General features: G+C 64.9%; 10 protein-coding genes. 6 read left to right on the top strand and 4 right to left on the bottom strand.

From position 1 onward, the window contains the following. The first annotated feature begins 9 nt into the window (after positions 1 to 9). The 3 genes from flgK to fliD are packed head-to-tail and all read left to right on the top strand — an operon-like array spanning position 10 to position 5,316. Complete coding sequence (gene flgK, locus E8L03_RS18910) at positions 10 to 2,100, top strand: flagellar hook-associated protein FlgK (RefSeq protein ID WP_171268192.1); 2,091 nt, start codon at positions 10 to 12, stop codon at positions 2,098 to 2,100. 7 nt (positions 2,101 to 2,107) lie between these two features. Further along, positions 2,108 to 3,601 carry a flagellar hook-associated protein FlgL gene (flgL, locus tag E8L03_RS18905; protein WP_171268191.1) on the top strand — a complete coding sequence of 498 codons (1,494 nt, stop codon included), beginning with the start codon at positions 2,108 to 2,110 and terminating at the stop codon, positions 3,599 to 3,601. 11 nt (positions 3,602 to 3,612) lie between these two features. After that, on the top strand, positions 3,613 to 5,316 hold the full coding sequence (fliD, locus tag E8L03_RS18900) for a flagellar filament capping protein FliD (RefSeq protein ID WP_171268190.1): 1,704 nt from the start codon (positions 3,613 to 3,615) through the stop codon (positions 5,314 to 5,316). A 152-nt stretch (positions 5,317 to 5,468) separates the two neighbouring features. Here the strand turns inward: fliD and E8L03_RS18895 are convergent, their stop codons facing one another. Both E8L03_RS18895 and E8L03_RS18890 read right to left on the bottom strand, forming a co-directional pair. Then, positions 5,469 to 6,344: a flagellin N-terminal helical domain-containing protein gene (locus tag E8L03_RS18895; protein WP_144306543.1), complete on the bottom strand. Its 876-nt coding sequence runs from the start codon at positions 6,342 to 6,344 to the stop codon at positions 5,469 to 5,471. A 116-nt stretch (positions 6,345 to 6,460) separates the two neighbouring features. After that, on the bottom strand, positions 6,461 to 7,144 hold the full coding sequence (locus E8L03_RS18890; protein WP_171268189.1) for an RNA polymerase sigma factor: 684 nt from the start codon (positions 7,142 to 7,144) through the stop codon (positions 6,461 to 6,463). 237 nt (positions 7,145 to 7,381) lie between these two features. On the opposite strand from E8L03_RS18890, the gene E8L03_RS18885 reads away from it, so the two are divergent. Together E8L03_RS18885 and E8L03_RS18880 are read left to right on the top strand one after the other, a co-directional pair. Then, a complete protein-coding gene (locus tag E8L03_RS18885) occupies positions 7,382 to 8,149 on the top strand; it encodes a response regulator transcription factor (protein ID WP_144306545.1) in 768 nt (255 codons plus the stop codon). 11 nt (positions 8,150 to 8,160) lie between these two features. Continuing rightward, entirely contained in the window at positions 8,161 to 9,654 is a 1,494-nt protein-coding gene (locus E8L03_RS18880) for a sensor histidine kinase (protein WP_171268188.1), read from the top strand. A gap of 221 nt (positions 9,655 to 9,875) precedes the next feature. On the opposite strand, the gene E8L03_RS18875 is transcribed toward E8L03_RS18880, so the two are convergent. Both E8L03_RS18875 and E8L03_RS18870 read right to left on the bottom strand, forming a co-directional pair. Beyond that, positions 9,876 to 10,850: an alpha-ketoacid dehydrogenase subunit beta gene (locus E8L03_RS18875; RefSeq protein ID WP_171268187.1), complete on the bottom strand. Its 975-nt coding sequence runs from the start codon at positions 10,848 to 10,850 to the stop codon at positions 9,876 to 9,878. Positions 10,851 to 10,864: 14 nt separating this feature from the next. Beyond that, entirely contained in the window at positions 10,865 to 11,848 is a 984-nt protein-coding gene (locus E8L03_RS18870; protein WP_171268186.1) for a thiamine pyrophosphate-dependent dehydrogenase E1 component subunit alpha, read from the bottom strand. A 259-nt stretch (positions 11,849 to 12,107) separates the two neighbouring features. On the opposite strand from E8L03_RS18870, the gene E8L03_RS18865 reads away from it, so the two are divergent. Continuing rightward, the gene (locus E8L03_RS18865) at positions 12,108 to 13,049 is read left to right on the top strand and encodes an AMP-binding protein (RefSeq protein ID WP_171268185.1); all 942 of its coding nucleotides are present in this window, start codon (positions 12,108 to 12,110) and stop codon (positions 13,047 to 13,049) included. The last annotated feature ends 103 nt before the right edge of the window (positions 13,050 to 13,152 follow it).

Raw genomic sequence — 13,152 nt, 5'->3', positions numbered from 1 at the left:
AGCACGACCATGATCAACTCGCTGCTGAGCCTGGGAGAACGGGCGCTGATGAACGCCCAGGTGGGCATCTCCGTAACAGGCGACAACATCGCCAACATCGATACGGCAGGCTATGCACGCCGCACCGTGGGCTACGCTACCAGTTACTCCGTCTCCATCGGCGGCGGGCTGAGCGTGGGCACCGGCGCCGAGGTCGAGGAAGTTCGCCGCAACTACAACACCCTGCTGGAGTCCAACTACCTGTCGGCCAACAGCGAGACCTCAGCCTGGGCCGCCATGGCCGAGGCCCTCTACAATGTGGAGAAGCTCTTTGGCCAGACCAACGACTACGGCGTGGCCACAGCCCTGGACACTTTCATGGACAGCCTCGCCGCCCTGGAGGGTTCTTCGGATGACAACAGCGAGGCTGTCCGGCAGGAGCTCTTGAGCTACGCCGAGACCCTGGTGGACAGCCTGTCCATGCTCGACTCCTCCCTGGACGACGCCCTGAACACGCTGGAAAAGGACGCCGCCGAGAGCGTGGACCAGGCCAACTCCCTGATGAAGGAAATCGCCGCGCTCAACGCGAGCATCACCAGCCATCCTGACAGCCTGGAGCTGCAGGACCAGCGCGCCACGGCCATCCGCGAGCTCTCCAGCCTGGTGGACGTGCAGGTGCTGAGCGACGGGAGCAGCGTCACCGTGCTCACCGCCGGCGGCCAGACCCTGGTGGAGGGCGATTACGCCTACGAGCTCTCCTGGGAGAACCCGCAGGTAGAGACGGACCTGAGCGCGTCATCATCCTTTGACGGCGCGCTCTACTTCAACGGCGCCAGCTCGGACGAGCTACTCGTGGAGGTCACGTCCAACGGCCCGGCAGACGGCTCGGCCTCGGCCGCCACCTTCCGCGTCTCCCTGGACGGCGGCGACACCTGGCTCACGGATGAGGACGGCGCGGTCATGCAGTTCACGGCCGGCGGGTACGAGGACAAGGTGGAGGTGGCCGGCGTGGAGATCTGGTTCGGCCAGAGCGGCGACTCCGGCGCTCCCACGACCACCAACCTTGCCGCGGGCGACACCTTCGACGTCATGCCCAAGTCCGGCCTGTACTGGCACGCTACCACCGGCGGCAAGGTCAACATCACGCCGCTGCAGGGCGAAGGCACCAACAACCGCCTCTCCGGCGGCGAGCTGGCCGGCATTGTCATGGCCCGCGACGAGGGCCTCCTGGCCTATCAGGAAGAGCTGGACGCCCTGGCCAGGGAGCTGATCTGGGAGGTCAACTACCAGCACAGCCAGGGCGCCGGACTGGAGCACTACACCGGCGCGTCGGGCAGCTACGAGGTGGACGACGAGACCATTCCCCTGGCCGAGAGCTCCCTGCCCTATGCCGACCATCTCCAGGCCGGCGGTCTGGCCTTCGCCTTCTACGACAAGGACACGGGCGAAGCCCTGGGCGTGGAGGCGTTGGACTTCTCCTCCATCACACCAGGTACGGCCAACTTCGATCCAGAGGTCCACTCCCTCCAGGATGTGGCCGACGCGATCAACGCCAGCTATCCCGGCCAGCTCCAGGCGGACATCCAGGATGGACAGCTCCAGCTCACAGCCGCCAGCGGCGTGGAGTTCGAGTTCGCCGGGGACAGCAGCGGCCTGCTCGCCGCCGTGGGCCTGAACACCTTCTTTACCGGCAGCAATGCCTCGGACATGGCCGTGGACCCCAGGGTGGCCGCGGACACGGACAGGATCAACGCCGCCACGGTGGACGGTGCCGGCGAGGTCGCCTCCGGCGACAGCTCCAACGCAGTGGCCCTGGCCGCCATGGCCGACAAGGAGGTCCGCCTGGACAGCGTGCACTCCGGCACCTCGCAGTCATTGTCCAGCCACCTCCACGCCCTGACGGGCAAGGTGGGGGCGGACACGGACGCCGCGGCGCGCAACTACACCCAGTCCAACGCCCTGGCCGCGGAGCTGGACGCCAGGCAGCAGGAAGTGGCCGGCGTCAACATGGACGAGGAGCTGACCAACCTGATGCGCTACCAGCAGGCCTACCAGGCGGCCAGCACCCTTATCCAGACCACCAACGAGCTGTTCGACACGCTCATGTCCCTGAAATCGTGAGGCCGCCATGCGAGTTTCCTTCAATATGATCTACAACCAGTCCGTCTCGGGCATGAACAGCCGGCTCTCCGAGATGATGCGGCTCAACGAACAGAGCGCCTCGCAGAAGAAAATCAACCGCCCCTCGGACGATCCCTCCGGTATGTGCCGCAGCCTGGACCTGCGCTCCACCCTGAGCAGCATGGACCAGTACCTGGAGAACATCGACACGGCCGAGGCTTGGCTCTCCCAGGCCGACGACGAGCTGAACCTGGCCAGCGACGTGCTCACCCGGCTGGAGGAGATCGCCGAGCAAGCCTCCACCGGCACGTACTCCGACGAGCAGCGCCAGATGATCGCCGCCGAAGCGCGGGAGCTCATGGAAGAGCTCATGGGCATCGCCAACAGCGAGTACGCCGGCGACTCCATCTTTGCCGGCTCCAGGACAGACACCAACGCCTACACCATGGTCATGAGCTCCACGGTCCGCGATGCGGACGGCTCGTCCCTGGAGGTTGCGGAGGTGACCGGCGCCTCTGACTACACCGTGTACGTGGAGTTCACAGACTCCGGCGAGGTGGGCACGGACGCCCTGGGCTACCGCTATTCCACGGACGGCGGCGATACCTGGCAGGAAGGAACCCTGGCCGCGGGCGACACCACCCTGGACTGCGGCGGCGTGCAGGCCGAGCTCGTCTCCGGCTCCACCGTCACGGCCACCGCCGAGGCGGGCGAGGGCGACGGCACTGTGCTCTGGCTCCGGCCGGCGGCCGAGTATCTGGGCAATGTGCAGGACGAGGCCGCTGTGGTGCACTACGGCGCGTCCCCGGTCTCGGCCCGGGCCGAAGGCTCCTTCTCCTCCGGCGTGCTCGTGCGCGTGGACTCCGGCGGCACCCTGCCCGGACCTTTCGAGTACTCCTACAGCACCAACGGCGGCAGCAGCTGGAGCACCGGCCACACTACCTCGGACGCCACCTTCGATATCCCCGGCGGCCACGTGGAGCTGACGCCCGATGGGGGTTCGACAGTGGCCGACGGCGACCAGTTCCTGGTCCAGCCGCAGAACGCGGCCATCGTGGTGGAGACCGGGCCGGCCAGCTCAGTCCAGATCAACAACGTGGGCAAGGACATCTTCGGCGGGCTCTACACCCCGGCGGGCGGCGACACCGCCATTGCCGCGGAGCCCCTGGAGGAGAACCTCTTCGAGGCCGTGGGCGAGCTGGTCGGATACCTGGAGACCAACAACCAGGACGGCGCGGCCGACTGCCTGGACAAGCTCACCCGAGCCCACGAGCGGCTCACCGTGGCCGCGGGCGACGTGGGCGGCAAGGAGACGCGTCTGGTGTTCTCGCGCAACAGCGTAGAGACCGTCCAGTCCACGGCGAAGGCAAATATTTCCCACCTTGAGGATGCGGACATTACCCAGCTCACCTCCGATCTGGCCAAGGCCGAGACCGCCTACCAGGCCGTGCTCAGGAGCAGCGCCCAGATCATGAACCTCAGCCTGCTCAACTACATCTGAGGAGGAACGCCATGACTGAATACTGGTCCGGCGCCATCACCTTCACCGGTCTTGGCAGCGGCACGGACTTCGACAGCGTCATCGAAGCCACCATGAACGTGGAGAGCTACCGCCTCAACCGCATGAAGATTTGGGGCGATCAGTGGAGCTCCAAGCTGGATCAGGTGGAGGAGATCAGCTCGGAGCTCGCACTCTACAAGACAAAGCTCCAGAGCATGGACTCCACCAACGAGTTCCTGGCCAAGTCCGCCTCCAGCTCCAGCAGCGCCGTGGCCTCGGTCACGGCCGGTTCCGGCGTCGAGGTCGGCACCCACGCCCTGGAGGTGAAGCAGAAGGCTCAGAACGACATCTGGAGCACCAGCTCCGGCTGGGACAAATCCAGCAGCGTCATCACCGAGACCGACACCACCTTCTCCGTGCAGTACGGCGACGACGAGTACACCATCGACGTGTCGGCCGGCACCACGCTCGAAGGGTTTGTGCGGCTCATCAACAACGATGCGGACATGGGCGACGCCGTGCGTGCCAACATCATCGACGACGGCAATGAGCTGCACCTGCAGCTTCGCGGCCTGGACCTGGGCGCGGACAACGCCGTGACCATCGTGGACAAGGGCAGCGACTCCATTGACGGCCTCTCGCCCGCTGACTTCCGGAACAGCCAGCAGGCCCAGAACGCCAAGTTCAAGATAGACGGCTACCCGGAAGGTGAGGACGAATGGATCGAGCGCGACAGCAACACCTTCAGCGACGTCATCGACGGACTGACCATCACCATTCACGGTTCCAGCTACGGCGAGACCGTGGACCTGACCGTGGCCACGGACACCGAAGCCGTCATCGCCAACATCGAGAGCTTCCTGGAGCGGACCAACGCCATCCGGGACGCCATCGCCGCCCTGGACGAGGACATGGAACTGACCAACGAGGACGGCGAGGAGGTGGACACCACGGGCTACGAGGTCCGCGGCAACTACGGCATGGATATCATCGAGCAGAGCCTGCAGAACATCCTGGCCTCGGCCGGCCTGGGCTTCGAGTACTACGACGCCGATGATAACACCGGCGACCGCTACGCCAGCCTGGCCTCCATCGGTATCTCCACGGACGCGGACGAGAATTCCACCACCTTCGGCCACCTGATTATCGATTACGAGGAGCTGGAAGAAGCGCTCACCAAGGACCCGGACGCCGTGGCCAGGCTCTTTGCCGCGGACAACGACGGCGTCTCCTACGACAGCGAGGTCTCCTTCGACTCCTCCATCAGCAACATGACCAAGCCCGGCGAGTACGAGGTGGAGTACACGGTGGAGAACGGCGCCATCGTCTCCGCCACCATCGGCGGGGAGGAGGCCAACGTGGACGGCTGGTCCATCACCAGCGTCACCGGCGACAGCTCCGGCCTGGCAGTGACGGCCAACATGCATGCCGACGGCACATACAGCGGCACCATCTACCTGCGCCAGGGCAAGATCAACCAGACCCTCGACGCGCTGGATTCGTTCACCTCGGCGGAAGGAGGCACCTTGAATATCATCGAAGACAGCTACAAGGACATCATCAAGAACAACAAGACCGCCATGGAGAAGGAGGAGGCGCGGCTTGAGCTCAAGCACCAGAACCTGGTGGAGAAGTATGCGGCCCTGGAGGCGCTGCTGGGCGAGTACGAGGATGTCAACTCCTCGCTGGAGTCCCTTATCGCCGACCTGGAGTAACCACCGGCTGCACCGGGCGCGAACCGAACCCGTTCGCGCCCGGTGCAACGACCGGTTTTGTTAAGGGTTCTCTGTCTCCAGAAAACGACGGCCCCCGAATGCGTTCGAGGGCCGTCTTGTCTTGGGCAGGCAGCCAGGGGGGACTGAAGCGCCTAGCCAAGAAGCTGCATGGCCATCTGGGGCAGGGAGTTTGCCTGGGAAAGCATGGCCACGGCTGATTGCGTAAGCACCTGGTTGCGCACGAACTGAGTCATCTCCAGGGATACGTCCACGTCCGAGATGCGCGACTCCGCGGCCTGCAGGTTTTCGGACTGGATCTCCAGGTTGGAGATGGTGTTCTCCAGCCTGTTCTGCAGCGCGCCCAGGTTCGCGCGGATGTTGTCCTTGGAGATGATGGCATTGTCGATCATGTCCAGGGCCTTCTGGGCGGCCTCCTGCGTGGAGATGGAGTTGCCGGCGGCCGAGCCCAGGCCCAGCGCCTCGGCCGTGGCCGTATTGATCTGGATGTAGTAGTAGTCTTCCGCCGAGTCGTTGGCCGTGCCGAAGTGGATCTTCATCTTGCCGGAGGCCTGCATGCCGGAGCCGTCGTGGCTGCTCGAAGACAGGTTGCCGTTGAGCAGGTAGACCCCGTTGAAGTCCGTGGCGTTGGCGATACGGGTGATCTCCGAGGCCATGGCCTGATACTCGGAGTCGATGATCAGCCGCTGGTCCGAGTTGTAGGTGCCGGTGGCGGCCTGCTCGGCCAGCTCCTTCATGCGGATCAGCTTTTCGTCGATGACGCCCAGTGCGCCGTCCGCCGTCTGGATCAGGCTGATGGCGTCGTTGGCGTTGCGCACGCCCTGGTTGAGCGCTGCAATGTCCGAGCGCATAAGCTCGCGGATGGCCAGACCGGCTGCATCGTCAGCCGCGCTGTTGATGCGCAGTCCGGAAGAAAGACGCTCCGTGGAAGTGGACAGGTTTGCGTACGCGCTGCTCAGGTTGCGTTGAACGTTCGCCGCCATCAGGTTGTGGTTGATAACCAGGCTCATAACACTCCTCCTTGAATGTATGACATGTTGAACAAACGTGGATGCCGTCCAAGTGGCCTCCAGTGTTCACTTCGAACATTCGCGGAGAAGTCGGCAATTTTCGCCCACCTCAGTTTTTAAGATATTCCGATATGTTGCAGCAATCTTACACTACTTTGCACTTGCTTACGATTTCTTGAGCTATCCTTAATGTTTTCTTGACGTCCATCATTGTTGGTGTAGTGCCAGCGCAGACGGGCCAGCGCGCTGTTGCGCATGCTGCGCACTGTTTGGGGATGCACATCCATCAGCGAGGCGATCTCGCCGGTGCTGGCGTCCTTTTCAAAGGCCAGGTGGAGCACATAAGCCTGCCGGGCGGAGAGAACGCCCCGCGGCAGGGCCAGCATGCCGCCCTCCCCGTCCTGGACCGCCACGAGCTGGTCCACCTCGTCCGGCGACATCTGCACCATGTCCCGGCGGTTGCGCAGATGGTCCAGCGCCGCGCTGCGCGCCACGACGCAGAGCCATGTGGAAAAGGCGCTACGCTTGGGGTCGTAGGTTTTCAGCAGCCGGTACTCGCTGCGTACCAGCCGGAAGCAAATCTCCTGGAACACGTCGTCCGTATCCGCCTCCAGCGTGGGGTAGGAATTTTTTGCCGCCCTGTGCCGCAGGGTCCAGCGCACGGCACGGCGCAGCAGCGGTCCGTACTCTGTTATGAGCCTGCGCCAGGCCTTCTCGTCACCGGCCAGGCAGGCGTCCAGATCGTTCATGTCCAGCGTGCGGCAGGGTCCTGTATTTTCAGAGTGCGTGTCCTTATGCATTGTCGCGGCTCCTTTCGCTTGTCTTTTGCAGCGCTTTGGGGTTTGAGTCCGGGAAATGTTTTCCCGCACGTACTCACGGTGCAGGGTCAGCGCCCGATTCCCTTCAGCGGCCCCTAAGATTGCTCAAGGATTCCAAAATTCGCTTTACACTTCTTATGTTTTGCCAATCTCTTGTTGGCCTTATCCTTGCTGGTGAATGGGGCATCACCTGCTTTGGCTGCTACCAGAGAGATAACTATGCACAGAATCGCACTGATCGACGACGATACGGAGTTGTGTTCGATGCTTCAGGAGTACTTCCAGGGCGAGGGGCTGCTGGTCCACTCGTGCTACGACGGCGCGGGCGGCCTGGAGGCGGCGTTGTCCCAGGAGTGGGACCTCGTCATCCTGGACGTCTGCCTGCCGGACCTGAACGGGTTCGAGCTGCTGGCCGAGCTGCGGACCCAATCCGATGTCCCGGTGCTCATGCTCACCGGCCGGGGCGAGGTGGTCGACAAAGTCGTGGGGCTGGAGATCGGCGCGGACGACTACCTGGCCAAACCGTTCGAGCCGCGGGAGCTTCTTGCGCGCGTCCGGGCGATCATTCGCCGCCATCGCAAGGCCGGCGCGCCGCCCTCCCCGGACTCCAGAACCCTGACCGCGGCCGACCTGGTGCTCCACGCCGGATCGCGGCTGGTCTACGTCAACGGCAAGCAGGTGCCGCTGACCAACGTGGAGTTCACCATCCTGCAGATGCTGCTGACCGCGGAAGGCAACCTGGTGAGCCGCGAGGACATCTCCCTCCAGGCGCTCAACAGGGAGCTTGCGCCTTTTGACCGCAGCATCGACGTCCACATCAGCAACCTGCGCCGCAAGCTGGGCTCCGCGCCGTGGGGCGGCGGCCGCATCACCACCATCCGCGGCGCCGGATATCTGTACACCGCCTTCGAGCAGGCCGACGACACCACGGGCCGGAACGGCCCGGACGATAACGACGACGAAGACCGAGCCCTCGGCTCCAGGTGAAAGGAGGCTTGATGCAAGTCTGGCTGCTCCGCGCCCTCGTCTTTCTGCTCATCACACTCGGCGCGTCCGGCATATCCGTCATGGTTTACACCCACACGGTGGACAGGGAGAACATGCTCCAGTTTCGGGCCATGCAGCGGAGCGAGGTTCTGGAGAACGTGGGCCGGCTGCTGCTGGAGTGGCGCAGGAGCGGCGCCGTGGAGGCCATCGACGCCTACATCCGGGACCAGCAGGAGCACGGCCGCGTCTACTCCCTGCTGGACGCCGAGAGCCGGGTCATCGCCGGGGTCAAGCCGGACCAGGCCCTGCGCGATCTGAGCAAGCAGTCCTTGCAGGGCGGCGGCTACGCATTCATTGATACGGAAAACGGGTTCTTCAAACCGCCCATGCGCCAGCCGCCCATGGAGTCCTTCATGTTTCTCGGCAGGGACAGCCGGCCGTACGTCCTCACCCTGTCGATGCGGCCCGGTCTCATGCCGCCGCCGCGCGTGCCCAAGCCGCTAGTCTTCATCATCGTGGGCGCATGCGTGGCCACGGTCGTGCTCTTTCTCCTGCTCCGCATCTCCGGTACGGCCTCCCGCGAGCTGCGCGCGGCCATGCGGCTGCTGGCCCAGGGCGACTTCGGCGTGCGCGTGGACTCCTCCCTGGAGCGGCGCAACGATCCGTTCTCCAAGCTGGCCAAGGACTTCAACACCACAGTGACCAGCCTGGCCGGCAAGCAGGCCGAGCAGCGCTTCCTCATCACCGATCTCACCCACGACATGCGCTCCTCCCTCACGCGCATGGCCCTGGCCATGGAGCTGGCGCGGAACACCAGCCCGGACCGGGCCAACCAGCTGCTGGCGCGCATCAAGGCTGACTCCGAAAAGCTCAACGCCATCTCCGAGCAGCTTATGGAGCACGTGCGCCTGCAGTGGAGCTACTCGCGCCGTATTCCCCTGGAGCTGGACGGCATGCTCCGCAGCCTGACCGAGGAGCTGAACGCCGAGGCCAGGGAGCAGGAAAAACGCGTGGTCTTCTCCGGTCGCGGCGAATGCCGCGTGATGGGCAACGAGTCCCAGCTCTACAGCATGGTCCGGAACGTGGCCGCCAACGGCCTCCGCCACACCCCGGCCCGGGGCGAGGTGCGCATCTGCCTGGAGCACGACGCCAAGGCCGAGGCCGCGCGCATCACCATTCAGGACCAGGGGCCCGGCCTGTCGCCGGAGATGCTGCGGGAGGTCTTCGAGCCCTTCAAGCAGGCTGGCGAGAACCGCGGCGAGGCCGGCCTCGGCCTGGCCATTGCCAAGCTGGTCAGCGAGCGCCACGGCGGCGCCATCGAGCTGGCCAACCGCACGGGCGCGGGCCTGCAGGCCACCATCACGCTGCCCCTGCTCAAGACCCTGGAGATCACCCCACCCGAAAGCAGCAGCGCGGAGCCCCGGAGCGAGGCCGCACAGACCGAGGGCGAGACAGTGGAGCCAAAGCTGAAGGCGAGTACGTCGTCTGTGTTGACTGGGGTGTGAGCGAGAGGAAATGGGATGTGGTTTTGGGGACCATATCCTTATTCGTTGTGCCCAACCTGCCCGTTGCCACGCGAATCATACAAAAAGCGGAGCGCAGACCGGCCGCCGGGACTTTTCTGCCCTGCAATGCCGATCCGCGCTCCGCTCTGAATTCAACAGATCTGACCAGAAGCCGAAGCCATCAAAAAAACAGAAGTTCAGGCTTGTGGCTGAATCAGCCCCTACAGTATAGACCGCACTGCCTCGACAACATCCTCGGCGCCGGGCTTGTAGTACTCCACCTGCGGCGGAGTAAAAGGCGCGGGCGTGTTGGGCGCGGCCACCCGGCGCACGGGCGCCTTGAGCGAGGCAAAGCCCTCCTCGGCCGCAATGGCCGCGAGCTCGGCCCCGTAGCCGCAGAACCTGGTCGCGTCATGCACCGTGACCAACCGGCCCGTGCGGCCCAGGGACTCAAGCACCGTCTCCTTGTCCAGCGGCACCAGCGTGCGCAGATCGATGACCTCCAGGCTGACGCCTTCGGCCTCCAGCATGCCGGCCGCGGCCATGGCGGTATGCACTGCGCCGCCGTAGGCCACCACGGTAGCGTCCGTCCCCTGCCGCGCGATGCGCGCCTTGCCCAGGGGCACGCGCACGTCGCCCTCGGGCGCCTCGCCCAGCATAAAGTAGAGGCCCATGTCCTCCACCACGATGACCGGGTCGGGGTCGAAGATGGCCGAGAGCAACAGGCCCTTGGCGTCCGCCGGGTTGGAGGCGAACGTCATCTTCAGGCCGGGAACGTGCGCCATCCACGCCTCCAGGTTGTGGCAGTGCTGGCAGCCGGCCGGGAAAAGGCCCGCCTTGACCCGCACCGTGAGCGGGAACGCGCTCTTGCCGCCGCTCAGGTAGCGCAGCTTGGCCGCGTGGTTCACCACCATGTCCGAGGCCAGGGTCATGAAGGGGAAGAACATGATCTCCACCACGGGCAGGAGCCCCATGTTGGATGCGCCCACGGCCAGGCCGGCGATGGCCGCCTCGCTGACCGGGGTGTCCTTCACCCGTTTGGACCCGAACTTCTCCAGCAGCCCGTACGTGGGCATGAGCGGGTTGTCGTGGATGGAGGTACCTATGCCCTCGCCCGCCAGAAAAACCCGCTCGTCCTGCTCCATGGCCAGAGTCAGGGCCTCACGAATCGCTACGCCGGTATGCATTTCGCGCATGAGTTGGTCTCCTCCTATCGGGTCGCGCGGGCTTCGGCCCATACATGGTCCAGGACGGCCTCGGGAGCCGGATACGGGCTCTCCTCGGCAAAGCGCACTGCCTCTTCCACGATACGGGCGGCTTCCTGCTCCATGGACTCAATCTGTTCGGCCGTGGCAACGCCTTCCTCGGTAAGCCGCTTACGATACATGGTGAGGGGATCGCGCGCCGCCCACTCCTTGAGCTCCTCCGGGTCCACGTAGTGCTGCTTGTCAAACTCGCCGTGGCCGTGCATGCGGTAGGTGGCCAGCTCCATCAGCGCCGGGCCCTTGCCCTCGCGGCACCGCGCGGCCAGGTCCCTGGCCGTCTTGAGCACATCGTCGGCGTCGTTGCCGTTCACCAGGTCGCCGGGCATGCCGTACGATCCGGCGCGGGAGGCGATGTTGCCCACCGAGCAGTGCTCCTGGTAGCTCTGCGCTCCGGCCCAGCAGTTGTTCTCGCAGATGAAGAGCAGCGGCAGTTTCCACACCCCGGCCAGATTCATGGCCTCGTGCACCGAGCCTTCTGCAGCGGCGCCGTCGCCGAAAAAGACGGCAGTGATGGCTCCGCTCTCCGTATATTGCTGGGCAAAGGCAGCGCCGGCTGCCAGGGGCGGCGCCGCGCCGACCACCGTGGAGGTCATCAGCACGTTCACCTCCGGCACGATGAGGTGCAGGGTGCCGGACTTGCCGTGGTTTACGCCGCTTTCCTTGCCCATGATCTCGGCCATAAGCGTGTTGGGGTCGGCGCCGCGCGCCAGGATATGCGCATGGCTGCGGTGGTTCGTCACGATAACGTCGTCGTCCTGCAGGGCCAGCACCGCGGCGACCGCGGCCTCCTGCCCTGTGGCGAGTATCTGCATGCCGGGCAGCCGTCCCTGCTCCTCGGCGAGTTCAGTGATTTGGTCTTCAAAGCGTCTGGACAGGATCATTTTTTCCAGGATCTGCAGCCTGATGCCCGCATCGCCGGCAGTCGCCATACGCACCTCCTTTCGGAATGCCGAAATATGTTTGTGAACACGATTACACAAGAGAATCGTTTTCGCAACTGCTCCCGCCGCAAACATGGTCTCTCCACCATTGCCGGACCACTCGTTCGCAGTGTATGTATCTGGCAACACTGGCGTGCCGCCTTCCCTTGATTTTTATGAGACGCACCTCCTCCATCGCCCCCGGTCAGAACGATTCAGGACGATTCATGCCGACTCACCCCCCTCCCTTGACGCAACCGGAGACTTCATGAACCTGTCCAGGCTGTACGAGGACGCGCTGCTGGCCGGGCCGGAAAGGCCCTGCCTGATTGTGGACGAGGACGTGCTCACCTACCGGCAGCTGCACAAGACCACGCTGGCCAACGCCCGCGCCCTGCAGTGCCTGGGCGTGTGCCCCGGCGACCGCGTGGCCTTCCACATGGGCAACCGCCTGGACATCGCGCCGCTCTGCTTCGGCTGCTTCTATATTGGTGCTGTGGCCGCGCCCCTACGCTGCTGCGACACCGCGCCAGAGCTGGCCCGCGCCATCAGCGATTGCGGGGCGAAAATCCTGGTCATCGGGAAGGAGCAACTGCACACGCTGCCGGCCGTGCGCGAGTGTGCCCCGGGTCTGGAGCAGTGCTTTGTCATTGGTGGCGATCCGGCTGGCAAAATACCCTCCTGGGAGGAGCAGACCCTGGGCGGGGCGTGCGATCCTCCGCTCCCGCATGTGAGCGCCGATAACGATCCGGCCGTGGTCATCGACGCCTTCACCGGCGCGGATGTGCCCAATAGCGCGACCCACTCCGCCCATTCCCTGGCCTGCCGGGCCCGCGACTACGCCGCCACGCTCAAGCTCGCCGGCGACACGAGATTCCTCACCGCGGCCACGCTCTGCCACGGCGCACACCTTGCCGGCCTGCTCCTGCCCATAGCCCTGTGCGGCGGCGCGGTCATCTGCTCCCGCAACCAGGAACCGCACGCCATGCACTGGCTCATGCGGCGCTGGCGGCCCACTTACGCAAACCTGCCGCCCGGCCTGCTGCGCGCAATGCTGGACGCCCCCGGCTTCGATCCCGCGCTCTACGCCGGTCTCACCGCGCTGTACGTGGATGGAGACAAAATTCCGCCGGACCTCGACAGCGACTACGCCGCGAAGACCGGCGGCCAGCTGCGCAAGGCTGCGGACATGAGCAAATGCGGCGGCTGAAAAACAAGCCCGTTCCCGTCGTCTGCACAGGTTCCTGACCGACCCGTGGAACGCGCTTCGCGCCCCCCATCTCTATAAACGCATCGAGCCCCACTGCACGTTC

It is taken from the genome of Oceanidesulfovibrio marinus (assembly GCF_013085545.1).
GTDB lineage: Bacteria > Desulfobacterota > Desulfovibrionia > Desulfovibrionales > Desulfovibrionaceae > Oceanidesulfovibrio > Oceanidesulfovibrio marinus.
Note: the sequence above shows the minus strand (reverse complement) of the source record. Positions and strands in the feature narration are given on the sequence as shown.

Coding starts and splice junctions, on each gene's coding strand:
- E8L03_RS18885 (WP_144306545.1), top strand. CDS start 7,382: ATGCACAGAATCGCACTGATCGACGACGATACGGAGTTGTGTTCGATG.
- E8L03_RS18870 (WP_171268186.1), bottom strand. CDS start 11,848: ATGGCGACTGCCGGCGATGCGGGCATCAGGCTGCAGATCCTGGAAAAA.
- E8L03_RS18895 (WP_144306543.1), bottom strand. CDS start 6,344: ATGAGCCTGGTTATCAACCACAACCTGATGGCGGCGAACGTTCAACGC.
- flgL (WP_171268191.1), top strand. CDS start 2,108: ATGCGAGTTTCCTTCAATATGATCTACAACCAGTCCGTCTCGGGCATG.
- E8L03_RS18880 (WP_171268188.1), top strand. CDS start 8,161: ATGCAAGTCTGGCTGCTCCGCGCCCTCGTCTTTCTGCTCATCACACTC.
- E8L03_RS18890 (WP_171268189.1), bottom strand. CDS start 7,144: ATGCATAAGGACACGCACTCTGAAAATACAGGACCCTGCCGCACGCTG.
- fliD (WP_171268190.1), top strand. CDS start 3,613: ATGACTGAATACTGGTCCGGCGCCATCACCTTCACCGGTCTTGGCAGC.
- E8L03_RS18875 (WP_171268187.1), bottom strand. CDS start 10,850: ATGCGCGAAATGCATACCGGCGTAGCGATTCGTGAGGCCCTGACTCTG.
- E8L03_RS18865 (WP_171268185.1), top strand. CDS start 12,108: ATGAACCTGTCCAGGCTGTACGAGGACGCGCTGCTGGCCGGGCCGGAA.
- flgK (WP_171268192.1), top strand. CDS start 10: ATGATCAACTCGCTGCTGAGCCTGGGAGAACGGGCGCTGATGAACGCC.